The following is a 23334-nucleotide window of genomic DNA, read 5'->3' as shown; positions in this document are numbered from 1 at the left end:
AGCGTTCATCCTGAGCCAGGATCAAACTCTCCAAAAAGAAATTCAAAACCCAGCAAACACCAATCCACCACAGGGGCGGCGAATCAGTGATTACCAAAAAAACATTGGTATCAAAAAAACATGACACACTATTGAGTTCTCAAACAACAGACTGCTCTGCGATACTCACCGGAGCAATTCCTCCAGGCTTTCCCGCCGCAACCCTTCAATCCTAACCCATCCGCTTTCCCTTTCGCAAATCCGCTCCCCGGCCGGATAAACACCCGACCAGAATTCGAATTCACAAAAACAAACACCCCAGGCACCACAAAAAAGCACCCAAAAATGGTGAATGAAATCAAAGGAATGAGAATCGAAGACCGCCACCAGAACCAGCACAACCGGCCCGGCAACCCGATCTACTCTACACATCCACGGGATCGAGCACAAATCGAGGGCGCTGCGGTGGTTGTGAGCCGGCCGGCGCGAAGTCTGTCCACATAGAGGGGCCGACCAGTACGGCTCCTCCGGGTACAGACCTATGCTGGGCCTATGTGCGGACGCTATGTCATGGCTCAAAGCGCGGAGGACCTCGCCGCGGAGTTCGAGGCCGACCATTTCGCCGAGGACCGGCCGCTTCCTCCGTCATGGAACATCCCACCCACCAGCGATGTGCCCATCGTTCTGGAGCGATTGGTCGACGGCGAACTCCGACGCCAGGTGCACATCGCTCACTGGGGTCTCGTTCCGCGCTGGGCCAAGGATGAATCCGTCGGCGTCCGGTCCTTCAATGCGCGAAGCGAGACGGCCGCCGAGAAGCCGACGTTCCGTTCGGCACTCAAAGCCCGTCGGTGTGCAGTGCCCGCCGAAGGGTACTTCGAATGGCTCAAAGGAACGGGGCCGGCGAAACAGCCCTTCTACGTCCACCCTGCGGACGGAAGCCTGCTGGCCTTCGCCGGGCTCTATGAATGGTGGCGGGACACGAGTAAGGAGAATGGGGCTCCCGACGCATGGCTGCTGTCCACCTCCATCCTGACGATGGCCGCGCCCGCACCCGACCATGAGGTCCCCGTGCTGGCGGAACTCGGCAGGCTGCATGATCGCCTGCCTCTCGCGCTGAGCCGGGATTCGCTGGCCCAATGGCTGAACCCCGCGGAACAGGACGGCGCGGGATTGCTCGAGGCCGTCCGGGCCCGAGGCCACGAGCAGGCCTCGCGTTGGATTCTGGACCGCGCGGATCCCGCGGTGGGGAACGTCCGCAACAACTCCCCCGCACTGCTGAGGGAATCGGGGGCGCTGTTCTGACCTGCCAGGCCTGTGCCGCCGTCGTCTCCACTCCCCCGACCACCCCGATCTGCGATTCTCGACACCAAGGAAACCCGTCATGACATTGCCTGCGAGCGCCGCCCGTCCATCCGTGCTCTTCGTCTGCGTCCACAACGCGGGGCGGTCCCAGATGGCGGCTGCTTTCCTGACTCACCTCTCGCAGGGCGCCATCGAGGTGCGCTCCGCGGGCTCTCAACCGGCCGACGCCGTCAATCCCGCCGCTGTCGAAGCCATGTCGGAGGTCGGGATCGACCTCTCGGCGGAGATCCCGAAGGTCCTCACCACCGAGGCGGTCAGGGATTCCGACGTCGTCATCACCATGGGGTGCGGCGACAGCTGCCCCTACTTCCCCGGCAAGCGCTACGAGGACTGGGTGCTGGACGACCCGGCCGGACAAGGGGTGGAAGCCGTCCGCCCGATCCGCGATGAGATCCGGGCCCGGGTCGAGGAACTGATCACGTCGCTGCCGGCGCCGTCGGACTGACACCGTAAAGCAACTGACCCCGCGAAGCAGCGGCACCTTGACGAAATGGCACCGCGAAGACTGGCCCGGTGAAGACTGGCCCGGCAGAGAAAGGCCGCATCTGCTCGCCGGATCCCCAGGGGTGGCCACTGCACGGGGCGCCCCCTAGAGTCGGGGCATGAACAGAGATCGGGGCATGAACAGAGAACAGCGGCCCATCGCACTGATCACCGGTGTCGGGCGGCGTCGGTCGATCGGGGCCACCCTCGCCCTCGCCCTGGCCGAAGAAGGGTGGGATCTGGCCCTCAACTACTGGACCCCCTACAACGAGCGCCTCGGCCTGGAGCGGGACGCCGACGCCCCCGCCGCCGTCGCCGAGGAGTGCCGTGCGCTGGGCGCCGTGGTCGAGCTGCTACCCGGAGACCTCGCCGACCCGGAGGTGCCGGCGGCCCTCATCGGGGATGCCGCCGACCGGCTCGGACCGCTGACAGGACTGGTGATGTCCCATTGCGAGTCGGTGGACAGCGCTCTTCTGGACACCGGCCTGGAAAGCTGGGACCGGCACTTCGCCGTCAACGCACGGGCCAGCTGGCTCCTCATCAAAGCCTTCGCCGACCGGCTGCCGGTGCTCGACGAACCCGGGCGGGCGGAGGCCCGGATCGTCGCACTGACGAGTGATCACGTGGCCTACAACCTCCCCTACGGCGCCAGCAAGGGCGCCCTGGACCGCATCGTGATTGCGGCGGCCACCGAGCTCGCGGACCGCGGCGTGCGGGCCAATGTCATCAATCCCGGCCCCGTGGACACCGGATGGATGAGTGATGAGGTGCGCGCCTGGTGTCTGAGGGAGACCGCGGCGGGACGGCTCGGGACCGCCCAGGACACGGCGAACCTGGTGCGTTTCCTGTTCTCCGACGCGGGCTCGTGGATCAATGGACAGCTGCTGCACAGCGACGGCGGTTTCAAGATCGGCTGACACGTCCGACGCGGACGGGTGACGTCCGGGGTGGGGAATTAATGTCAGTGGGGCTGACGTAGACTGGCGTTATTCGAACATACATTCGAAGGTGCGCCTCTGGGGCCAGGGCGCATCGTCCGTCCCGGTCCACCACGGAGGTACACCATGGGCTCCTTCACCCAGCGCCTGAACGTCATCTGCTCCACGGGGAACATTCCGGCCTTCGTGTCCTATGACGGGCGGGAGTACCGGGTATGCCAGATCCCCAGCCGCTGGTACACCCGCAAGGCCCGGTGGGCCGAGGACAGCCGGGCAGGCTGCGGACACAGCGGGGACCTGGTGGATTACGAGATCTGGCGGGTCCAGCTGGTGAGGGATCTGAACGGCCAGGAGTTGACGCTGGACCTCGCCCATTACACCGAGCCGGACCAGTGGCGTCTGATCAAGGTCCACGATGCGCCGCTGCTGGACCGCGCGGACTCCGCGGATCTCGGGGAGCGATCCGGCAACGTCCTCTACGCGGACTTCACCCAGACGGTCTGAGTCGCAGGCAGAACTCACCAGCCATGAGCTTCACCCATCTGCACGTCGCCACGACCTTCACCCCCGGGCTCGGCACAGCCACCCCCGCCGAGCTGGCGGAGGCTGCGGCCCGGGACGGTGCGACGGCCCTGGCCTGCACCGACCGTGACGGGCTGTACGGCGCCGTCGAGCACGTCGTCGCCTGTCGCTCCCAAGGGCTGGACCCCGTTCTCGGCGTGGACCTCGCCGTGCTCGAGCCGGACGGGGAAGGTGGCCGGGGTCGAGTCTCCGGTCGGGTGGTGGTCCTGGCACGGGGTGGAAGCTCTGGATACGTTGCCCTCTGCCGCCTGGTCACGGACGCTCACGCGCACTCCGCAGGCCGCTCGGGAAGCACCGTCGTGGTGGGCGTGACGCGCCAGGAACTGGCCGCTCGATCCGTGGACCCTGTGACTGGATCGCCGGTGCTGACGGTCCTGGTCGGGCCGGAGTCGGACGTCGGCCTCGCCATGCACGGGCCCCGCTACCTGCGGCCCCGGACGCTGTTCAAGGAATGGCTCGCGGCCATGCCCACCGGAACCCTCGCCGCGGAAGTCGTCAGCCACCACGAGCCCCAGGGGCGCACGTTCACCACGGCGCATGCGGCACGGATGCTCAAACTGGCCCGGGAACACCACGTGCCGGCGATTCTGAGCAACGCCGTCCGTCACCTCACAGACCCCCCTTACCCGGCGGAGGGACCCCGCGCCGCCATCGCTGTCGCGGGACCTCGCTCCCTCAGCGCGGGGAATTCCCTCAGAGACTCCCGTTCACCGTCCCGTCGGGATCATCCGCAGGCCGCAGGGGCCCAGGCGTACCTCAAGGATGTCCGTGGCATGGAGCAGACCGCCCGAGAGATCGGTCATGCGGCCGACCTCCGAGTGAAGGACCTGACCCGTCTCCTCCAGGACACGGAGCAACTGGCGGAGAGCTGCCGACTGGATCCAGCCCGTGATCTGGGCTGGGGCTCGTGGTCACTGCCCGAACCGGCGGTCCTCGATCTCACGCAATCCCCGGACGCGGAGCTTGCCGATCGATGCCGGGAAGCCCTGGAACGCAGCGTGGAGGCCGGGAGGGAAGCGATCATGCCGGAGCTGCGTGCACGCCTGGCCCACGAGCTCGCCGTCGTCGAATCCCGCGGCGCCGCACCGTTCCTGCTCGCCGCCGCTGAAGTCACTCAGACGATCAGCGGTCTCGGCATCCGCGTACAAGGCAGGGGTGTCGCGAACGCGAGCCTTGCCGCCCATCTGCTGGGCATCACGCCCGTCAATCCGCTCAACCACGGAACGGCGTATGACGGCTTCTTCGCCGCGAGCGCAGCGGCCGACGGCACGGAGCAGCTTCCGGTTTTCCCCGGGATCGAGCTGGATCTCGAATCAGGCAGACTGCGTGAGGTTCACCGGGCCCTGGCGCGGCGATTCGGCAAGGGCCGGGTGTGCCTCCTGGGCTCAGTGCCCGCTGCGGATGCGCCATTCGAGGCCCGCGTGCTGCCCCACACCCCCGTACTGGCCGAGGCGGCCGTGCTGCCTGAGGCACCTGCACTGCCCGATGCCCCTGTGCTGCCCAACGAGGTGGTGGAGCCGCTGCTCGGGACTTCCGATCCCTCCGGCACGCTTCCCGGCGGGCTCTCCCGGCAGAGCTCCGGGCTGCTCTTCGGAGACGCTTCGCTTCTGCACCGCGTCCCGACCCAGCCGGGCGGCTCGGGCCTGCCGCTCAGCCAGTACGCGCCCGACGACCTGGTTCACTGGGGAGCCCTTCGCGTCACTCTGCGGGAATCGGCGACGCAGACCGTCATCGCCCGGACCCTCCGGAAACTGGGGCTCCAGGAACCACCGCTCCGAAAACCTCAGAGCGAGGAGCCCTCAACCGGTCTCACCGCGCTGGACATGGAACCGGCTGAGGCAACCGCCCCGGTCACCGCGACCGAGTCGGAGACGCCTGCTTTCACCGATCCCGCGGAGGCGATGGCCGCTCACCACATGGCCTGGCTCAGATCCCGCCACCCGGCGGCGTTCATCGCCGCATGCTGGGACTGTCCAGCGGAGTCAGCACCGCGTCACCTGCTCCGAGCCGAAGCGAGGCGCCTGGGGATTCCTGTGCTGCCGCTCGATGTGAACCAGAGTTCCGAGGAGTGTGCGGTGGAGGCTGACCGGGCGACGGCCGACGGAGTCGCCCCCGGAACCGGCGGACGATCCGGCGGCAGCGGACTGCGCCCGGGGCTGCGTGACGTGTCCGGGGTGTCGACCGCCGAGCGAAAACGCCTGGTGGCCGGACGCCCCTACCGCTCGGTGGAAGAGCTGTTCACCCGGGCCGCCCTCTCCCGCGCGACCGTCAGGAAGCTCGCCGAAGCCGGAGCACTCGAGTCGCTGTGCAGCTCCGAGGGCGGCCAGAACGGCCAGGATGCGCGCGCGGCGATGGTCCGGAACCTGCAGGAACTCGGCGCTCGCCCGGTCGGCACCTCCCGCGCCGGAGTCCGCGGTCAGTTGGCGCTGCCGCTCGGGGACCGGCTTGAGGTCCACGACGACGAAGGCCTCGTCACCGGATCTCCCGTCGAGGGCGGTGCGGAGGCTGAGCCCCACGACGACGCGAGTGCGGACCCAGACGCTGCGGACCCAGAGGCAGCGGACTCAGAGGCAGGTTCGGAGACCCCCAGCAGGGCGCCCGCCGGGCTGGCCGCCGTCATCCACGCTCCCCAACTCAGCCGAGCGCGTACACCTGGCCTGTCTGAATCCCCTCCACCGACTTCACATACGCCTGTCCCAGTACGTCGGACGGGATCCGGGTGAAGCCGGGGAAGGAGTCGAAGTACCCCGGAGCGTCCTCCAAGACGCTCGGGCTCACCGCGTTGATGCGCAGGCCACGGGGCAGTTCAGGGGCGGCCGCCAGGACGAACGACTCCAGAGCGCCATTGGCAAGGGACGCCGCAGCACCCGTGAGGATCGCCTCGCGGGCCAGAACGCCACTCGTGAGGGTGAAGGAACCGCGGTCGGCCACCAGGTCCGTCCCCAGGCGGACGACATTGACCTGGCCGAGCACCTTGTCCTCGAAGCCTGACCGGAAGTCTTCGGCCGAGAGCTCCCCCAGCGGCTTGAACGGCACCGAGCCCGTGCAGCAGATCACGGCATCGACCGTTCCGGCCTTCTCATACATCGCCCGGATTGACGACTCGTCCCGCAGATCCACCGGGATGTCGCCATGCCGGGACGCCTGCAGCACCTCGTGCCGGCCCTGGAGCGCCTCCAGAGCAGCCCGCCCCACGTGCCCTCCGGCACCCACCAGCAGAACCCTCATGCAATCCATCCCTTCCCGTCGGGGGCCGCATCGGCTCCCACGCGCCGTCGAACGTTCGGCTCCAGCCTACTCAGCCGGCCCGGCAGCGCGTGGGAGATCCGGCGGTCAGGCCCGGGCGGCCACGGCGGCGTCGGCGACATCCAGCGCGCGGTCGATGACGGCGAGCGCCTCCCGCAGCTGCTCGTCCGGGATGTTGAGCGCGGGGACCACGTGGATGCGGTTGAAGTTGGCGAAGGGCAGCACGCCCCCGGCCTTGATCTCCGCGATCACGGCGTTCATCTCGGGGCTGGAACCGCCGTAGGCCGCCAGAGGCTCACGGGTCTCGCGGTCCCACACCAGCTCGATCGCCCAGAAGACGCCGGAGCCACGGACGTCGCCCACGCTCGGGTGCTTCTCCTTGAACGCCTCCAGAGCCGGGCCGATGATCTCCTCGCCCAGACGCCGGGCGTTCTCCACCATGCCCTCTTCCCGCATGGTCTCGATGGTCGCCACGGCCGCGGCGCAGGCCAGGGGGTGACCGGAGTAGGTCAGACCGCCCGGGTACACGCGCTGGCGGAAGGTGTCGAAGACCTCGTCGGAGAGGATCACGCCACCGAGCGGAACATAGCCCGAGTTGACGCCCTTGGCGAAGGTGATGAGGTCCGGAGTGATGCCCCAGCGGTCGATCGCGAACCATTCCCCGGTGCGGCCGAAACCGGCCATGACCTCGTCCGCGATGAACAGGATCCCGTGCTTGCGGGTGAGCTCCCGCACGCCTTCCAGGTACCCCGCGGGCGGCCCGTAGATGCCTGCAGTGCCGGGGACGGATTCCAGGATGACGGCGGCCACGTTCGCGGCGCCCTCCAGAAGGATCATGTCCTCCAGGTGCCGGAGCGCGCGCTCGGTCTCCTCGGCCTCGGTCGTGGAGCCGAAGTACGAGCGGTACAGGTATGCCGGGAGGAAGTGCACGACGCCCGAGTCGCCGGCGTCGTTGGGGAAACGGCGCGGGTCGCCGGTGACGTTGACGGCCAGCTCCGTGCCGCCGTGGTAGCTGCGGTAGGCCGAGAAGACCTTGCGACGGCCGGTGTGCAGGCGCGCCATGCGGATGGCGTGCTCGTTGGCGTCCGCACCGCCGTTGGTGAAGAACACGTGGTTCAGGCCCTCCGGCGCCAGCTCGGTGACCAGACGGGCCGCCTCGGAGCGGGCCTCGTTCACGTGCTGCGGCGCGATGGTGCAGAGCTTGCCGGCCTGAGCGTGGATGGCGGCGACCACGCGGGGGTGCTGATGCCCGATGTTCGTGTTGACCAGCTGGCTGGAGAGGTCGATCAGACGCCGGCCCTCCCCGTCCCAGATCTCGGAGCCCGCGGCCTTGAGGATCGTCAGCGGGTTGAGGGTGTCCTGGGCGGACCAGGAGTGGAAGACGTGCGCGCGGTCCAGTTCGTGGGCGCGTCGTCCGGCTTCGATCTCTTCGGCGGTGGGCGGGGTGGTCTCCGTGCCGGGGAGCGTCTCGAGGCTCATGAGAGGGTCCTTTGCGTCTAAGAGTGGAGTCTAAGGATGGATCTGAAGGGAATGCACGACGACGGCGCGCCCGCCCGGGCGGTCCGTCACACGGCCGCCCGGGCTCCCCGCAGCCGCGGGGAGCCCGGAACGACTCAGGAGTTGGTGGGGAAACCGAGGTTGAGCCCGCCGTGGCTGGGGTCCTGCCAGCGCGTGGTCACCACCTTGCCGCGGGTGAAGAAGTGCACGCCGTCGGCCCCGTAGGCGTGGGTGTCGCCGAAGAGGGAGTTCTTCCAGCCGCCGAAGGAGTAGTAGGCCATCGGCACGGGGATCGGCACGTTGATGCCGACCATGCCCACGGTGACCTCGTTCTCGAAGCGGCGCGCCGCCCCGCCGTCGTTGGTGAAGATGGCCGTGCCGTTGCCGTAGGGATTGGAGTTGATGAGCTCCAGGCCCTCGTCGAAGCCGGGGACGCGGACCACGGAGAGGACGGGGCCGAAGATCTCGTCCTGGTAGATGGTCATGTCCGGGGTGACGTTGTCGAAGAGGGTGGGGTTGAGGAAGAAGCCGTCGCCCTCGGCGTCGGGGCTGGGGTGGCGGCCGTCCAGGACCACGGTGGCGCCCTGGTCGATACCGGCGTCGATGTAGCCGGCCACCTTGTCGCGGTGGGCTGCGGTGATGAGCGGTCCCATGTCGCAGCCGCGGGTGCCGTCGCCGATCCGCAGGGTGCGGGTGCGCTCGGCGATCTTGGCCACGAGTTCGTCCGCGATCGCGTCCACGGCGACCACGGCGGAGATGGCCATGCAGCGCTCGCCCGCGGCGCCGAATCCGGCGTTCACGGCGGCGTCGGCGGCGAGGTTCAGATCGGCGTCGGGCAGGACCAGCATGTGGTTCTTCGCCCCGCCGAGTGCCTGGACGCGCTTACCGGTGGCGGTGCCGCGTTCGTAGACGTAGCGGGCGATCGGGGTGGAGCCGACGAAGGAGACGGCCGAGACCTCCGGGGAGTCCAGCAGGGCGTCGACGGCTTCCTTGTCACCGTGCAGGACGTTGAACACGCCGTCCGGCAGCCCGGCTTCCTTCCAGAGGGAGGCGAGCCAGTTGGCGGCGGTCGGGTCCTTCTCACTCGGCTTGATCACGACGGTGTTGCCGGCGGCGATCGCGACCGGGAAGAACCACATGGGCACCATCGCCGGGAAGTTGAAGGGCGAGATGATCGCGGCGACGCCCAGCGGCTGACGCAGGGAGTGGACGTCCACCTTGGTGGAGGCGCTCTCGGTGTAGCCGCCCTTGAGCAGGTGCGGGATGCCACAGGCGAACTCCACGACCTCCTGACCTCGGGCGATCTCCCCCAGGGCGTCCTCCAGGACCTTGCCGTGTTCGGCCGTGATGATCGCGGCCAGTTCGGACTTGCGGGCGTTCAGCAGCTCGCGGAAGGCGAAGAGGACCTGCACGCGGCGGGCCAGGGAGGTGTCGCGCCAGCCCGGGAAGGCGGCGGCCGCCGCGGCCACGGCCTCGTCGGTGGTGGCCTTGCTCGCGAGCGCGACCCGGCCGCTGACCTTGCCCGTGGCGGGGTTGGTGACGTCGCCGAAGCGGCTGCCGTCGACCTCGACCGGCTTGCCGTTGATCCAGTGCGTGATGTTCTGCATGGTGGTCCTTTCAGGGAATGTCCTGGGATCATCCTGCGCCGGGAAATCACCCTGCACACGTGACATACTGTCGCGCATTCAGCGGAAAACCATACACTGTGTCCATGATCCCGGCTTCGTTCCCTTTCCAGCGGCCCCTCACCGTGCGCGACGCCCTCGGACTGGACGCCCTCCGGGCCGGTTCCCCGGAGGTGCTGGCGGGCGAGGCCGGTCTCGACGCCCCGGTCCGCTGGGTGCACATCGCCGAGGAGGCGGAGGCCAGTTCGCTGCTTGAGGGCGGCGAACTCGTGCTCACCACCGGCCTCGCCTTCCGGCACTCGGCGGACCTGACCCGCACCTTCCTGGAGCGCTACCAGGCGGCGGGGGCGGCCGCCGTCGCGGTCGAACTGGTGGACGACGACGGCGCCCCCGACACCCGCGCGGCGGCGCACCTCCGTGCCGCGGCCGGAGCCGTGGGCTGCCCGCTGATCCTCCTCACACGCCGCGTGCGCTTCGTCCAGGTGACCGAGGAGGCCCACCGCGCCCTGATGGACCACCAGGTCCGGCGGCTCGAACGCGCGCGTCACGTCCACGAGGTCTTCACGGCCCTGAGCCTGGAGAACGCCGGGGAGAAGGGCATCGTGGACGCCACCGCAGCACTCCTGGGCAGTCCCGTGGTCTTCGAGGACCCGGCCCACCTGGTGCTCAGCTATTCGGCGCGCGACCGCGATCCCGCACGGCTGCTGGACGGCTGGGCGGAGCGGTCCCGATTCGTCGGGTACCGCAACCAGACGGAGTTCGGCACGGGCGGAGACCGCTGGCTGCAGACGCCGGTGGGCCTCACGGGGCAACGGTGGGGCCGGCTCGTCGCGCCAGAGCTCGTCCCGGAGGACTCGGGCCGCCCGGACGGGGACTTCCCGGGCAGGGACGTCCCAGACAGGGACTTCGCCGACGCCTTCCAGGTCCTGGAACGGGCCGGGCAGGCGCTCACCATGGCCCGGATGGCCGGCCGCGACCGGCGGGAGGTGCTCTTCCAGGCTCGCTCCGGCCTCATCCAGGACCTCCGTCAGGCCACACCACCCGACGAACAGGAGGCGCTGGCGCGTGCCACGGCGCTCGGGCTGTCCCGGGGCGCTGCGTATGTGCCGCTGGTCGCCCGGCTGGAGGCCGGTGGGACGGGCGGGACAAGCACCGGGCCAGGGGCCGCGGGGGCAGGGTCGTCCGGACCGGCGTCCCCAGTGGACACTCCGGACGCCACGGAAGTGCAGCTCCGCGAGCGTGCCTTCCTCGACGCGCTCCAGGCCTGGGCACAGAGCACCCGGCAGTCGGCGCTCGCCTCGAGTCTGCACGCCGGATCCGTGGCGATCCTCCTCCCGCTCGCGGCCCTGGAACTGGAGGACTCCGCGCTGCACCGCCTGGCAGCAGCGCCCCAGCTGGCGGGTTTCCGCTGGACGCTGGGGGCCGGTCCGGCGGAACGGTCTCTGGTCGCCGCGGCCCGTGGCCTGGATGCCGCCGATCAGGTGGCCGAGACCGCGGCGACCCTGGGCTCTCGCCACTTGCCCTTCTACCGGTTCGCGGACATCCGGCTCCGCGGCCTCCTCGCCCTCCTCAGCGACGACTCCCGAGTGAAGGCCTTCGCCCAGGCGGAACTCGGGCCCGTGCTGGACACCGGTCAGGCGCACGCCCTCCAGCTGCTGCGGGACTACCTGGCGCACAGCGGCAACATGACGTCCCTGGCCAAGGCTCGGAACGTGAGCCGCCAGGCCCTGTACGCCCACGTGAAAAGCCTGCAGAGCCTCCTCGGACTTCCCCTGGAAGACCCGGAATCACGGGCCTCACTGACGGTCGCGCTGCTCTGGCACGATCTGTCCGGCTCCTGATCCCCGACGCTCTCCGCCACTTCGAAACAAGCCGCTCGTCCCAGTTCTGCAAAAACTTGTGCAGAAATGGCAATCTGCACATACAATTGCAAATGAGACGAGCATCACAAGCGAGAAGGAGGTGGCGATGACTCAAGCCCAGCCCACCGGCGCCCCGGAATCCGAGGACGCCGCCGTCGTCGGACAGCAGTGGCTCGGCGACGCCATCCCGCCCCTCAAGCTCACCAAGGCCCAGGCCCGCGTGGTGGACGCGCTGACGGTCAACCCGAAGCTCGCGTCCTACGGCGACGTCACCGAGGTGGCCAACCGCGCCGGAGTCAACAGCTCCAGCGTGGTCCGGACCGCCCAGGCGCTCGGCTACCGCGGCTGGCCGGATCTCCAGCGCGAGCTCCGCGCCCGGTACCTCGTGCACATCGCCAACACCGCGCCCCTGTCGCACCGCGTGGAGGTCCGCTCGCCCATCCACGACTCCCTGGCCCACGACGCGGAGAACCTCCGCCTCGCCATGGAGAGCGTGGACCCCCAGGCCGCCGACGACGCCGTGGCCGCCCTCTGCGGCGCGCGCCGCATCGCCGTCGTCGCGCAGGGCTCCTACGCGGGCGCCGCCGTCGTGTTCTCCCACCTGGCCGCGACCATGGGCTATCCCGTGACGTTCGAAGGCCGCGCCGGAGTGCACCTGGCCTCGCTCGTCAGCTCGCTTGGCCCCGGGGGCGTCCTGGTGGTGTTCCACCTGTGGCGCCCTCTCAAGCACCTCACGGTCGCCGCCCAGCTCGCCCACCAGGCGGGCGCCACGGTGGTGGCCGTCACGGACCTCAAGTCCACCGATCTTGCCAAGGCGAGCCACCACCTGCTGCTCGTCCCGTCCGAAGGCGTCTACGCCTTCCAGTCGGCCACCGCCTCGACATCCGTGGCGTACGGCCTGCTCGCCGGCATGGAAGCGCGCGAACCTGAGCGCGTCAAAGCCGGCATCGAAAGAACCTCGCAGTTCTGGCAGGACCTGGACCTCTACACCACCTGAGTCCGGCGCGCCCGCCACCCTTCCCACAACCCGCACCTCCCCGCATCCCCGCCGGTCCCGCGCCTACGCCTCCGGCCGCTGCCCCACACCCCGGGCCGTCCTTTCACACCCCCTGCCTCAGGAGCACCATGCCTTCCGCAGCCCCCCTCAGCGAAAAAATCGACCAGGCCCTCAGCGCCGCACGCCCCGCGGTCCTGGAGATGGCCCGATTCATCCACGCCCATCCGGAACTCTCCTTCGAGGAGTTCCAGGCCGCCGCCACCATCACGAAGGTGCTGGAAAGCGCCGGCTTCGACGTCGAACGGGGCACGGGCGGCCTCGACACCGCGTTCAGCGCCACCCTCGGCTCCGGCGACCTCGTCGTGGCCATCTGCGTCGAGTACGACTGCCTCCCGGAGGTCGGCCACGCCTGCGGCCACAACCTGATCGCGGGTTCCACCGTCGGCGCGGCCCTGGCCCTCGCACCCCTCGTCGACGAACTGGGCATCACCCTCAAGGCGATCGGCACCCCCGCCGAGGAGCACGGGGGCGGCAAGTCCCTCCTGCTGGACGCGGGCGCGTTCGACGGCGTCGGGCTCTCGCTCATGGCCCATCCCGGACCCGAGGGCCGCACCGCCAATCCGCTCGGCACCAGCTCCCAGGCCGTCGGACGCTTCCGCGCCACCTTCACCGGCCAGGCCGCACACGCCGCCGCGATGCCGCACCGTGGCATCAACGCCGCCGACGGCGCGGTGCTGAGTCAGGTGGCCGTCGGCCTCCTGCGCCAGCAGCTTCCCGACGACCACCGGGTGGCGCTCTTCGTCCGCGAGGCCGGCGTGGCCACCAACATCATCCCGGATCACGCGGTCGTCGACTTCGAGTGCCGCGCCTTCACGCTCCCGGAGTACGAATCGCTCGTCTCCCGCGTGCAGAACTGCTTCGAGGGCGCGGCCCTGGCGACGGGCACGGATCTGAGCATCGAGGACATCGAACCGCTCTACGAGCCGTTGTTCCAGGACCCCCAGCTCTCCGCCCACTGGAGCGAAGCGTTCGGCTCCCGCGGGCACGACGTCACCCCCGCCAAGGACTCCTCCGGCGGAGGCTCCACGGACATGGGCAACATCAGCCAGGTGATCCCCAGCATCCACCCCATGTTCTCCATCCCCGGGGCGATCTCCCCGATCCACTCCGCCGGCTTCACGGCCGCCGCCGACACCCCCCAGGCCTACGAGGCCATGTTCGACGCCGCCTATGCGATGGCCTCCACCGTGGCCGCCGCGGCATCGGATCCCGAGCAGAAGGCGCGCTTCACCGCGGCCGCCTACCACCCCGTCACCACTGAGGCCGTCGCATGACCACCACCACCTCTCCCCAGACCACCCGGACCAAGGCCCTCCCCCTCGCGGCCATGGCCCTCGCCGTCGCCATCACGGCGCAGCTCATCGGCCCGCTCAAGGTCAGCATCGGCGTCGGCGCTCTCCTGATCTTCCCCATGGTGTGGGGACTGCTCATGGGGCTCGTCATCTCGGTCCAGAAGATCAAGCCGCTGCCCGTCAAGTACCAGCGGCTCGCGGCCGCCCTGTCCGGCGTCGCCGTCCTGGTGCTCTGCGCCCGCCTGTCCGTGGACATCGGGCCGAACATCCCCACCATGCTCAAGGCCGGGCCGGCGCTGCTCCTGCAGGAGCTCGGGCACCTGCTCGGGACCATCGTGCTGGCGCTGCCGCTGGCGGTGCTGCTGAAGATGGGCCGTGCGACCGTGGGCGCCACGTTCTCGCTGGACCGCGAGCCCGCGTTCGCCATGGTCTCCGAGCGCTTCGGGCCCAACTCGGACGAGTACCGCGGCGTGCTGGCCATGTACGTCTTCGGCACGGTGTTCGGCGCCGTGTACATCAGCCTGATCTCGTCCCTCGTGGCGAACTGGAAGATCTTCGACCCGCTGGCCCTCGCCATGGGCGCGGGCGTGGGGTCCGGTTCGATGATGGCGGCCTCGGCGGCGAGCATCATCGGCGCCTACCCGGACGACAAGACGGCCATCCTCGGCATGGCCGCCGTGTCCAACATGATCACGAGCCTGCTCGGCGTCTACGTCGGCATGTACATCGCGCTGCCGCTCGCGGACCGCGTCTACCGCCTGCTCACCCGCACCCCTGCCGCCGTCGCCGCCTCCCCCGTCACCACTCCCGCCACTGACGACGCCGGCAACGCCACCTTCCGCACCGAGGTCGCCGACGCGACGGCCCACACCGCCGTCCCCTCCCGGGTCGCGCTGCCGATCGTCGGAGGACTGGGGCTCGTCACGGCCACCATGGCGGATCTCGCCGCCGGCAAGGGTTTCAACGTCCTGACGGTCGTGGGCTACCTGGTCATCATCGCCATGCTGCTCGCCGCCTACGGCCTGGCCAAGCTCACCCGCAACAAGGTGCAGGCGGTCATCTGGTTGACCACCCAGGGAGCTCTGGCGTCGAGCCCGCTCATCCCTCCGCTGGCCGCCTTCATGCACAGCACGGTCGGAGGCGTGGACTTCCTGTCCATCACCACGATCGTCCTGACGCTCGCGGGCTTGTCCCTCGGCAAGGACATCGGACTGCTCCGCAAGATCGGCTGGCGGATCGTCCCGGTGGGCCTCGTGGCCATCACGGCGTCGTTCCTGTTCGCGACCCTGATCGCCGAGTTCTCCCTGGGGTTCTGGCACTGAGCCTCACCCTCTCCGCGAGATGACAGTTGGCGCCCTCACCCGGGTCGGGTGAGGGCGCCAACTGTCATCTCGCGGGCGTCACCCCGCTCCACGCCACCGGCTTCACGCCTCAGCAACCTCGGAAAAATCGTAGACACGTTGTATACACTCAATCTACAGTGTGTGTACGGTCACATTCCCGGCTCGGGATCACCGTTCCACCCCTGGCTCCGCCACCCTGACGCGGCGGCCCCGGCATCAACGAGGTTCACATGAGCACACCCACCGTCACGCGCCCGGAGCGGCGCAAACACACCACCCTCCCGGCGGTCGCAGCCTCCAGTCTGGCCGGCACCGCCGTCGAGTGGTACGACTTCTTCCTGTACGGCACGGCCGCCGCCCTGGTCTTCAACAAGCTGTTCTTCCCCACGGGAGACCCCGTGGTGAGCACCATGCTGGCCATGGGCACCTTCGCGGCCGGCTTCGTGGCGCGGCCACTGGGCGCACTGGTCCTCGGCCACTACGGCGACAAGCACGGCCGCAAGACCACCCTGGTGGCCAGCCTCCTGCTCATGGGCATCGCCACCGCCCTGATCGCCGTCATCCCGCCCTACGCTTCGATCGGCGTCTGGGCTCCCCTGATACTGCTCTTCCTCCGCCTGGTGCAGGGCTTCGCCCTCGGCGGCGAATGGGGAGGCGCGGTGCTTCTCGTCTCCGAATACAGCGACGACAGCACCAGGCGCGCCTTCTGGGCCTCCTGGCCGAACGTCGGCCCTCCGCTCGGCAACCTCCTGGCCGCCGGCGTCCTGGCGATCCTCTCCGCCACGCTGCCGCAGGCCGAGTTCCTCGCCTGGGGCTGGCGCATCGCCTTCGGCATGTCCGCCGTGCTCGTGATCATCGGCCTCATCCTGCGGCTGTATGTCCAGGAGACGCCGCTCTTCAAGGCGTCGCAGGCGCAGGCCGAGGCGCAGCACGGCGCGGCGGCCAAGCAGCCGGTCTTCACCGTCTTCCGCAAGCACTGGCGGGAGATCCTCATCGCGGCGGGCAGCCGGATGGGCGAGAACGCCGGCTTCTACATCTACTCGCTGTTCATCATCACCTACGTCACGGAGATCCTGAAGCTGAACCGCCAGGTCGGCCTGAACGCCGTGATGATCGGTCAGGCCGTAGCCGTGGTGGCCATCCCGCTGCTCGCGATCCTCGCGGACCGGATCGGCCGCAAGCCGGTCATGATCGCCGCCTCCGTCGCCACGGTGGCCTGGGGCTTCGCCTTCTTCGCCCTGCTGGACACCAGGAATCCCGGGATGATCATCCTGGCGGCCGTGGGCGGCCTCCTGATCTTCGCCGCCTACAGCTCGGTGATCGGCGCCTTCTTCTCCGAGCTCTTCCCGACGTCGGTGCGCTACTCAGGAACGTCGATCGCCTACAACCTGGCCTCCCTCGTGGCGGGCTCGCTCTCCCCGATCGTCGCCCTGGCGCTGTACCAGGCCTTCGGCAGCGGGCTGGCGATCGGCCTCTACCTGGCGCTCATGGGAGTCATCTCGATCATCGCGGTGGCCTGCGCCAAAGAGACGAAGGAACTCAAGCTGAGCGATCTGGACGCGCCGCGGAACTGAACTCCCGTGGAACCTCCGAGAAATGCAGGATGCCGCCGGACTCTCGGTCCGGCGGCATCCTTCAGGCGCATCGGGCGATGCGGAGGGAATCCCCTCGCGCTTTCCGGCGTCAGGCCATCTGGGCGGCACGGCTCGACCGCCGCACCCACACGGCGGGACGCCCGTCCACCATGGGAAGCACGTGCCCCTCAGGGATGAACTGCTCCTTGGAGGGATCGCCCTCCGGGAACCAGTGGCCCGAGGCCGGGCAGTGAGCGCCGGTCTCCGCAGTGGAGACGGCACGTTCATGGACCAAGGCGATGCGCTTCATCGTTGAAACCCCTCGTTGTCTTGCTAGTTCTCTGAAAGCTTGTCTTCAAGCCTAGAAAACCGGTCACGGGCTCCCCATGTGCAGGTGAACAACGATCGTTGGAATCTCTGTACTCGCCGCCGGTGCACAGACATCCCGAGAGGAGTATGTGTTGTCCATCACATACTCCGCGAGGCATCAATCCCGATCCGGCCCGCTCAGCCACGCGTCGAACGTCTGCCGGCCAAGGATCGCGCCGGGGCCGGGCAGCAGCGACCCGTCCCGTTGTGCCCGGCCGAGTCCACCGGGCAAGGAGATCGCGGGGACCCAGCCACCCGCCCCCTGTGCACGTGCATAGGCCCGCACCATCCGCTCCAGACTCTCCTCCTGCGGTCCGGCGAGGTCGGCCACCCGTCCGGCGGGACCGCCTTCGACGACCTCCACCAGACGGTCCGCGACCTCCTCGACGCTGACCGGCTGGACCCGCCCGCGGGGCGCCAGGTGCAGCGGACCCAGCCGCGCGCCGTCGTACATCTGCCGGGCGAAGTCGTGGAACTGCGTGGCACGCTGGATGCTCCACGGGACGTCGCCGGACTCCACCAGGCGCTCCTGGGCCAGCTTGGCCGCGTAGTAACCGTGCGGCGCACGGTCCACACCGACGATCGACAGCGCCACATGATGCCCGACGCCTGCCACCTTCTCCGCGTCCAGCAGGGTCGCGGTGGCGGCGGTGAAGAACTCGGTGGCGCGGTCGACATTCAGAGTGCTGATGTTCAGCACGTCGACGACGGCGTCCGCCCCCTCCAGCGCCCGGCGGACAGCCCCGGAGTCACGGACGTCCACGCCGGACGCGCGCGACAGCACCACCGCCTCGTGCCCCCGCTTCCGGACGGCCCGCGTGACACGCTCGCCCACGGTGCCACTGCCTCCTGCGATGGCAATCCTCATGCCTGCCTCCTTGCCGCGGGGCCGGGTCGCCCACGGAGCAGCCGATCCCTGCCAGGACACCCGAACCGGCATCCAGCCCTTCCGCCATTCTGCACCCGCGGCCAGTCGTCGGCACCCCGCCCCTGCCCGGTGGTGACCCTTCCGCAAACTGGACTGCTCGGTATAGTATGCGGACAGCCATCGCACCTCACCCGAGCAGGAGAATCATGGGAATCACATCCCCGGCCGCAGCGCTGCGCCACGTCCCCACCGCCGAACTGGTCCACGAGGCCCTGCCGGCCGAGCAGGTCCTGAGTGGTTCGCCCACGGCGGCCGTCCTGGAGCTCGAGGACCTCGACGGCTCGGGCGTGGGCATCTGGGAGATGACCCCGGGCGTCGCCACGGACGTGGAGGCCGAAGAGGTGTTCGTTGTGCTCAGCGGCTCGGCCCGGATCAATTTCCAGGGGGAGGACGGCGCGGTCACGCACACGCTGGACGTCGGGCCGGGCGACCTCGTGCGCCTGCGGGAGGGCCAGCGCACCGTCTGGACCGTGCACGAGACGCTGCGCAAGGTGTACGTCAGCGCCTGAGTCACCCGGCTTCGTGCGGCACTAGACTTATCAACCATGTCCTTCTCTTGCCGCGCCTCCGCCGCGCCCCGGACCGAGGGCCGCTGACCGTGGCCAAGCTCTATTTCCGCTACGGCGCCATGAATTCAGGGAAGTCCACGGCCCTGCTGCAGGTGGCCTTCAATTACGAGGAGCGCGGCCAGCGGGTCCTGCTGGCCAAGCCCGGGATCGACACGAAGGGCGACACCTCGATCGTGTCCCGCCTCGGCGTGAAGCGTGAGGTCGACTTCGTGATCCCGCACGACGCCGACGTCCGTTCCCTGGTCCGGCAGCGCGCGGCCGGCGACGACCCCGAGGCCCTTCTGGAACACGTCGACATGGCCCCGGTGGCCTGTCTCCTGGTGGACGAGGCGCAGTTCCTCACTCCCGAGCAGGCGGACGGCCTCTTCCGGATCGCCGTCCTGGACGACATCCCCGTGCTGGCGTACGGCATCCGGACGGACTTCCGCACCCAGGCCTTCCCGGGCGCCGCGCGGCTCCTCGAGATCGCCCACTCGCTCGAAGAGCTCAAGACCATCTGCCGCTGCGGTCGAAAGGCGGTCTTCAACACCCGGATCGTCGGCGGCCGGTTCGTGTTCGACGGCGGCCAGGTCGCCATCGACGGCGAAGAGGTCCAGTACGAGTCCTTGTGCGGCAGCTGCTACCTCCAAGAGACCGGCGGCACCCTCAACCCGTGAGGCCCGGGCGGCCTGTAAAGCCCGGGCAACCCGTGAATTCAGGGCCGCCCGCCGTCAGCTCGCCGCGCTGTGAGCGAGAACCGGGGGCGCGTCCTCGTACCGCGCACGGGAGATCTCCAGGATCAGATCGGCGACCCCTTGCGCGCCCTTGAGGTTCCGCAGGCGGAAGAAGCCCTCCTGTGCCAGGGCCAGGCGGGCGAGCGCCTCGTCCGGCGCACCCATCCCGAGCAGGATCCGCCCGCCGAGAAAAGCGGCTTCCGAGGAGAGCCGATCCATGCGCTGAGTGCGCTCCTCGAAGGACGCCAGACGTTCCAGGGCTTCGGCGTCACGGCCCCGCGCATGGAGCCACAGGGCACTCAGAAGACTGAGCTCCCGGCGCGCCTCGCCACTCAGATCCAGGATGTCCTGGGCGGCCGCCGCCCGGTCGAGACAGGCGAGCGTGCCCTCGTCCGCCACCCCGGCCTCAAGCCGGGCCCGGGCGGAACTCAGATTGAACGCGGCCCACTCCTTCAGATCGACCTGGGGCCGCAGGAGCGCGGCTGCCTGCTCGTGGCGTTCGATCCCCCGCTCTGCCATCCCGCGGGCGAAAGCGACATCCCCGACCACCCAGGCCAGGCGGCCTCTCAGGTGAGACGGCGCCCTCTCCGGCACGACGTCGTCGGACGCCAGTTCACAGTGGCGCCAGGCCGCCTCCTTGTGGCCTTCGCTCAGCAGGGCCCGGATCACCAGATGCAGGGCGGCCAGGCGTACTGTGGAATCCTCCCGCAGGACGGCGCCCTGGGTCAGGCCCTCCTGCGCCTGTGCCGACGCGTCACGGAAGGACCGATCCGCCAGGGCCATCCGAGCCGAGAGCTGGAGCGCTTCCGAGCGCAGACCGGCGTTTCCCGAGGCCAGCGTGTTGGCCAGCAGCAAGGTCACCAGATTCCGGCCCTGCTCGTGACGGCCCAGCCGGGTCAGACACTCGGCCCGGAGCAGGTTCATCTCGCACACGGTCGCGTCTTTCCGGCTCTCCCGGGCGAACTGCGCCGCCACGAGGGCGTGCGAAGCGGCCGACTCGTAATTGCGGGCATCCCAGGCGCACCAGGCATGCAGCGCCGCGAGCGAGTACTCCTGGTCCTGCAGCGTCGGCTGCAGCGCCCACTGCTCCAGCTCGCCGGGCGGCAGGCCGAGGCGCCGGGCCAGGCCACCGAGGATCTCCATGGACGGTTCGCGGACACCTCGTTCCAGCAGAGAGATGTAACTGTGCGAACACTCAGGCCCGCCCAGCTGCTCCTGCGTCAGCCCTCGCGACAGACGTTCCGCACGCAGGCGATTGCCGAATAACCGGCCCATCAGGCTCCCCCTCTCTCCGGCCTCCACCGCTACGCCGGCGGCCCTCAGCCGTTAAGGTATCAGCAAATGTCGGACATTTGAAGACGATCGTCGAGCCTGCCGGTTTCCCGCCGGCGCCCACCGCGAACGCCCGGGTGAAGCATCCACAGGAAGCAGGCGGCGGAGGTGAAACGACTTTCTCCCGGCGGGCGAAAAGAAATCCTTGCGGATCCGACCGCCGCAGGCGATTCCCTCGACCGCAATCCATCGGCGGTCATTCCCCGAGTGTGATTCCCCTGGAAAACGACACGGAAGGCACCTCCGGCGATTTCCGTGAGCCTCGACACTCCGGAGAGTCATACCGCTCGGATTTACGCATCACCCACGCATTTCCGTGCTAAATGTCCTACTCTTATGGGGTGCATCACCTACAACCCACTGTCCGCAACGTCCCGCTGTCCGTCCAGATCGGAACGCAGCTGCGCGAGCAGATCATGAATGGAACCTGGCCCGTGGGGACCAAGGTTCCGGGTGAGCACGACCTGGTCCGGACCTTCGGCACCAGCCGCAACACGGTTCGCGAAGCGCTGCGGGCCCTGGTTCACCTCGGACTGCTGGAATCCCGTCCCGGCGACGGGACGTATGTCCGCTCCACCAGCGAACTCGGAGCCGTGCTGGGGCGGCGCATCACCGAGGAATCGGTGAATGAGGTGTTCGAGGTCCGCGAAGCACTGGAGGTCCAGGCGGCCCGACTGGCCGCCTCGCGGATCACGGAGAGCCAGATCGGCGAACTCCGGCAGCTCCTCCGCGAACGCTACGAAGGCGCGACTCCGGCCGAGCGCCTGCGGGCGGATGTGCGCTTTCACCAAGGGATCGTCGCCGCTTCCGGAAATCCCCTGATCACCGAACTGCATCACGGCCTCGAGCCTGCGGTCATTCACGATGAGAGCAATTACTCCGGGCTGAATACGGACGGATTCCTCCTGGACGAACACCAGGCGATCCTCGACGCTCTGGAAAATCACGATCCGGACGGCGCGGTCGCCGCGACGCTTCAATTGCTCGACGGCGCCAATAGGCCCAGCGCTTCGAAATAGCGCCCCGGGGATCGCCCCGAACTCAAACGCGCACTTCCGCACACATTCATTCAATTAAATGTCCAGCTGTCGTACAATTGCCGAGTGCGTTCCGAACACACTCCCCAGAAGCCCCTGCCCGTCCCCGACGACTTCGGCACGAAGCTCGAGCACTGGATCGACTCAGGGGTCTGGCCGGAAGGCGGGCTGCTGCCCACTCGCGACGAATTGGCGATGATCTTCGGCGCCTCCGACCTCGATCACGCTCACGAAGTCCTCGATGGGCTCCACCGTCGAGGGATCCTCACCACGAGGCCCGAGGATGGGCGCGTGGTGATCGGCGTCAAGGGCGGCGCGCAGGACAGTTCCACCCTCGCCGCCTCCCAGGGAACACCGGGACCCGACGGCGATCGCTGGCACCTGGTGTCGGAGACCCGCAGGGCGCTTCTGACCCAGGCAGCCCGGCTCGCCGCCACGCGTGCCTCGACCGATCGCCTCGCCAGGCTGAGCGGTCTCCTGACTGGTGGGGCGGAGCGGACCGACGACGCCGAGGACACGGGTCTCCGCGGCGAACACCGAGGCGCCGGGCGGGAGGACTTCGAACGCGAGGTCATCGTGGCTTCCGGCAATGACCTCATGCTGCGCATCTACGACCGGCTCATGATCCTCGAAGCCATGACCCAGACGGCGGAGACCGCCACCACGATCGATTCCGCCAGGATCCAGTTCGCGCGCCGCGAGCTCCTGAGAGCGATCACCACGCGTCAGCCGAAGGCGGCCGCGCTGCTGGCGGACCGCATCCCCTGAACGGCCGCATCTCCCGAGAGGCCTAAGGTCTCCGGTGAGGCCCGAGCGCGGCGCGTCCGCGAATCAACCTCCGGCTGAGTCCACGGCCGGATCCACGGCTGAGTCCGCGGCGCCGGTCGCCAGCACTTTGGAGCGGACATGCGTCAGAAGATGCTCGACGGCGCGAGTGCAGGCCTGCACATCATGTGAGGCCAGCGCCTCCACGAGGTCCTCGTGTTCAGCCTGGAGCGACTCTTCCCGGGACACCTCTCTCATACTGCTGAAGTCGAAGACCCTGCCCTGGTCGAGTCCCTCGTACATCTCCATCATGAGCGAGTTGCCGGTGGCCGCGACCACCAGACGGTGGAAACGGACGTCCTCCCGGGACACAGTCTCCAGGTCGGCGGCGCTCCCCCGGGCCGCCACGGCCTCGCGGAGACCGGCCAGCTGTGCTTCCGTGATCCGCCCCGCCGCGAGCCGGACCGCATACGATTCGAGCGCCTCACGCGCTTCCATCGCATGAAGGGTGAGCTCGTCCTTGACCCGCCCCACGAGCGCGCCCGGCAGCTCGCTGGATGCCCGGACGAACGTTCCCTTGCCGGGCAGGGATTCCAGGAGGCCAGCGTGCACCAGGCACCTCACGGCCTCCCGGACCGCACTGTGGGGAGCCTCCAGAATCTTCTCGAGCGCCGCGTCGTTGGGAATCTTCGACCCGACCGGCCACTCCCCTGCTCTGAGCAGCCGACGCAGCCGGTCCACGGGTTCGTCGGGCGTGCTGGCGAGACGGGACACGGGA

21 protein-coding genes are annotated in these 23334 nt (G+C 68.9%); 14 read left to right on the top strand and 7 right to left on the bottom strand.

What is annotated here, in order from left to right; all coding sequences use genetic code 11:
• The first annotated feature begins 531 nt into the window (after nucleotides 1-531).
• The 5 genes from AB6732_RS14375 to AB6732_RS14355 all read left to right on the top strand — a co-directional run bounded on the left by AB6732_RS14375 (nucleotide 532) and on the right by AB6732_RS14355 (nucleotide 6070).
• Nucleotides 532-1284 carry an SOS response-associated peptidase gene (locus AB6732_RS14375; RefSeq protein WP_370960579.1) on the top strand — a complete coding sequence of 251 codons (753 nt, stop codon included), beginning with the start codon at nucleotides 532-534 and terminating at the stop codon, nucleotides 1282-1284.
• 79 nt (nucleotides 1285-1363) lie between these two features.
• Entirely contained in the window at nucleotides 1364-1789 is a 426-nt protein-coding gene (locus tag AB6732_RS14370) for an arsenate reductase ArsC (protein ID WP_370960578.1), read from the top strand.
• Nucleotides 1790-1946: 157 nt separating this feature from the next.
• Entirely contained in the window at nucleotides 1947-2744 is a 798-nt protein-coding gene (locus AB6732_RS14365; protein ID WP_370960577.1) for an SDR family oxidoreductase, read from the top strand.
• A gap of 147 nt (nucleotides 2745-2891) precedes the next feature.
• Nucleotides 2892-3269: a hypothetical protein gene (locus AB6732_RS14360; protein ID WP_370960576.1), complete on the top strand. Its 378-nt coding sequence runs from the start codon at nucleotides 2892-2894 to the stop codon at nucleotides 3267-3269.
• Nucleotides 3270-3292: 23 nt separating this feature from the next.
• Nucleotides 3293-6070 carry a PHP domain-containing protein gene (locus AB6732_RS14355; RefSeq protein WP_370960575.1) on the top strand — a complete coding sequence of 926 codons (2778 nt, stop codon included), beginning with the start codon at nucleotides 3293-3295 and terminating at the stop codon, nucleotides 6068-6070.
• Here the strand turns inward: AB6732_RS14355 and AB6732_RS14350 are convergent.
• The 3 genes from AB6732_RS14350 to AB6732_RS14340 form a co-directional block, all read right to left on the bottom strand.
• Nucleotides 5982-6575 (bottom strand): short chain dehydrogenase, encoded by a 594-nt coding sequence (locus AB6732_RS14350; protein WP_370960574.1) that lies wholly within the window; start codon nucleotides 6573-6575, stop codon nucleotides 5982-5984. The two genes, AB6732_RS14355 and AB6732_RS14350, sit on opposite strands and share 89 nt — an antisense overlap.
• Nucleotides 6576-6680: 105 nt before the next feature.
• Nucleotides 6681-8072 carry an aspartate aminotransferase family protein gene (locus AB6732_RS14345; RefSeq protein ID WP_370960573.1) on the bottom strand — a complete coding sequence of 464 codons (1392 nt, stop codon included), beginning with the start codon at nucleotides 8070-8072 and terminating at the stop codon, nucleotides 6681-6683.
• A 134-nt stretch (nucleotides 8073-8206) separates the two neighbouring features.
• On the bottom strand, nucleotides 8207-9697 hold the full coding sequence (locus AB6732_RS14340; protein ID WP_370960572.1) for a CoA-acylating methylmalonate-semialdehyde dehydrogenase: 1491 nt from the start codon (nucleotides 9695-9697) through the stop codon (nucleotides 8207-8209).
• Between the two features lie 104 nt (nucleotides 9698-9801).
• On the opposite strand from AB6732_RS14340, the gene AB6732_RS14335 reads away from it, so the two are divergent.
• The 5 genes from AB6732_RS14335 to AB6732_RS14315 all read left to right on the top strand — a co-directional run bounded on the left by AB6732_RS14335 (nucleotide 9802) and on the right by AB6732_RS14315 (nucleotide 16843).
• Nucleotides 9802-11556: a PucR family transcriptional regulator gene (locus AB6732_RS14335; RefSeq protein WP_370960571.1), complete on the top strand. Its 1755-nt coding sequence runs from the start codon at nucleotides 9802-9804 to the stop codon at nucleotides 11554-11556.
• A 127-nt stretch (nucleotides 11557-11683) separates the two neighbouring features.
• Entirely contained in the window at nucleotides 11684-12574 is an 891-nt protein-coding gene (locus AB6732_RS14330; protein ID WP_370960570.1) for a MurR/RpiR family transcriptional regulator, read from the top strand.
• A 128-nt stretch (nucleotides 12575-12702) separates the two neighbouring features.
• On the top strand, nucleotides 12703-13908 hold the full coding sequence (locus tag AB6732_RS14325) for a M20 family metallopeptidase (RefSeq protein ID WP_370960569.1): 1206 nt from the start codon (nucleotides 12703-12705) through the stop codon (nucleotides 13906-13908).
• On the top strand, nucleotides 13905-15248 hold the full coding sequence (locus tag AB6732_RS14320; RefSeq protein ID WP_370960568.1) for a DUF3100 domain-containing protein: 1344 nt from the start codon (nucleotides 13905-13907) through the stop codon (nucleotides 15246-15248). The genes AB6732_RS14325 and AB6732_RS14320 overlap by 4 nt, the downstream gene beginning before the upstream one ends.
• Nucleotides 15249-15499: 251 nt before the next feature.
• Nucleotides 15500-16843 (top strand): MFS transporter, encoded by a 1344-nt coding sequence (locus AB6732_RS14315; RefSeq protein WP_370960567.1) that lies wholly within the window; start codon nucleotides 15500-15502, stop codon nucleotides 16841-16843.
• A gap of 109 nt (nucleotides 16844-16952) precedes the next feature.
• On the opposite strand, the gene AB6732_RS14310 is transcribed toward AB6732_RS14315, so the two are convergent.
• Together AB6732_RS14310 and AB6732_RS14305 are read right to left on the bottom strand one after the other, a co-directional pair.
• Nucleotides 16953-17153: a hypothetical protein gene (locus tag AB6732_RS14310; protein WP_066213198.1), complete on the bottom strand. Its 201-nt coding sequence runs from the start codon at nucleotides 17151-17153 to the stop codon at nucleotides 16953-16955.
• 177 nt (nucleotides 17154-17330) lie between these two features.
• Nucleotides 17331-18080, bottom strand: coding sequence for an SDR family oxidoreductase (locus AB6732_RS14305; protein ID WP_370960566.1), 750 nt, complete (start codon nucleotides 18078-18080; stop codon nucleotides 17331-17333).
• A 206-nt stretch (nucleotides 18081-18286) separates the two neighbouring features.
• Between AB6732_RS14305 and AB6732_RS14300 the strand changes: the two genes are divergently transcribed.
• Together AB6732_RS14300 and AB6732_RS14295 are read left to right on the top strand one after the other, a co-directional pair.
• The gene (locus tag AB6732_RS14300; protein ID WP_370960565.1) at nucleotides 18287-18649 is read left to right on the top strand and encodes a cupin domain-containing protein; all 363 of its coding nucleotides are present in this window, start codon (nucleotides 18287-18289) and stop codon (nucleotides 18647-18649) included.
• Between the two features lie 89 nt (nucleotides 18650-18738).
• Nucleotides 18739-19365, top strand: coding sequence for a thymidine kinase (locus AB6732_RS14295; protein ID WP_370960595.1), 627 nt, complete (start codon nucleotides 18739-18741; stop codon nucleotides 19363-19365).
• A gap of 54 nt (nucleotides 19366-19419) precedes the next feature.
• Here AB6732_RS14295 and AB6732_RS14290 read toward each other — a convergent pair whose 3' ends face one another.
• Nucleotides 19420-20697, bottom strand: a complete 1278-nt coding sequence (locus AB6732_RS14290) for a helix-turn-helix domain-containing protein (RefSeq protein WP_370960564.1) — start codon at nucleotides 20695-20697, stop codon at nucleotides 19420-19422.
• 398 nt (nucleotides 20698-21095) lie between these two features.
• On the opposite strand from AB6732_RS14290, the gene AB6732_RS14285 reads away from it, so the two are divergent.
• The gene (locus tag AB6732_RS14285; protein ID WP_370960563.1) at nucleotides 21096-21773 is read left to right on the top strand and encodes a FadR/GntR family transcriptional regulator; all 678 of its coding nucleotides are present in this window, start codon (nucleotides 21096-21098) and stop codon (nucleotides 21771-21773) included.
• Nucleotides 21774-21857: 84 nt separating this feature from the next.
• Nucleotides 21858-22559 carry a FadR/GntR family transcriptional regulator gene (locus AB6732_RS14280; RefSeq protein WP_370960562.1) on the top strand — a complete coding sequence of 234 codons (702 nt, stop codon included), beginning with the start codon at nucleotides 21858-21860 and terminating at the stop codon, nucleotides 22557-22559.
• Between the two features lie 63 nt (nucleotides 22560-22622).
• On the opposite strand, the gene AB6732_RS14275 is transcribed toward AB6732_RS14280, so the two are convergent.
• Nucleotides 22623-23330: a FadR/GntR family transcriptional regulator gene (locus AB6732_RS14275; RefSeq protein WP_370960561.1), complete on the bottom strand. Its 708-nt coding sequence runs from the start codon at nucleotides 23328-23330 to the stop codon at nucleotides 22623-22625.
• Nucleotides 23331-23334: the final 4 nt, after the last annotated feature.

It is taken from the genome of Arthrobacter sp. RCC_34 (assembly GCF_041360795.1).
Taxonomy (GTDB): domain Bacteria; phylum Actinomycetota; class Actinomycetes; order Actinomycetales; family Micrococcaceae; genus Arthrobacter_E.
The sequence above is the reverse complement of the archived record's forward strand: the minus strand, read 5'-3'. Positions and strand labels throughout refer to the sequence as shown.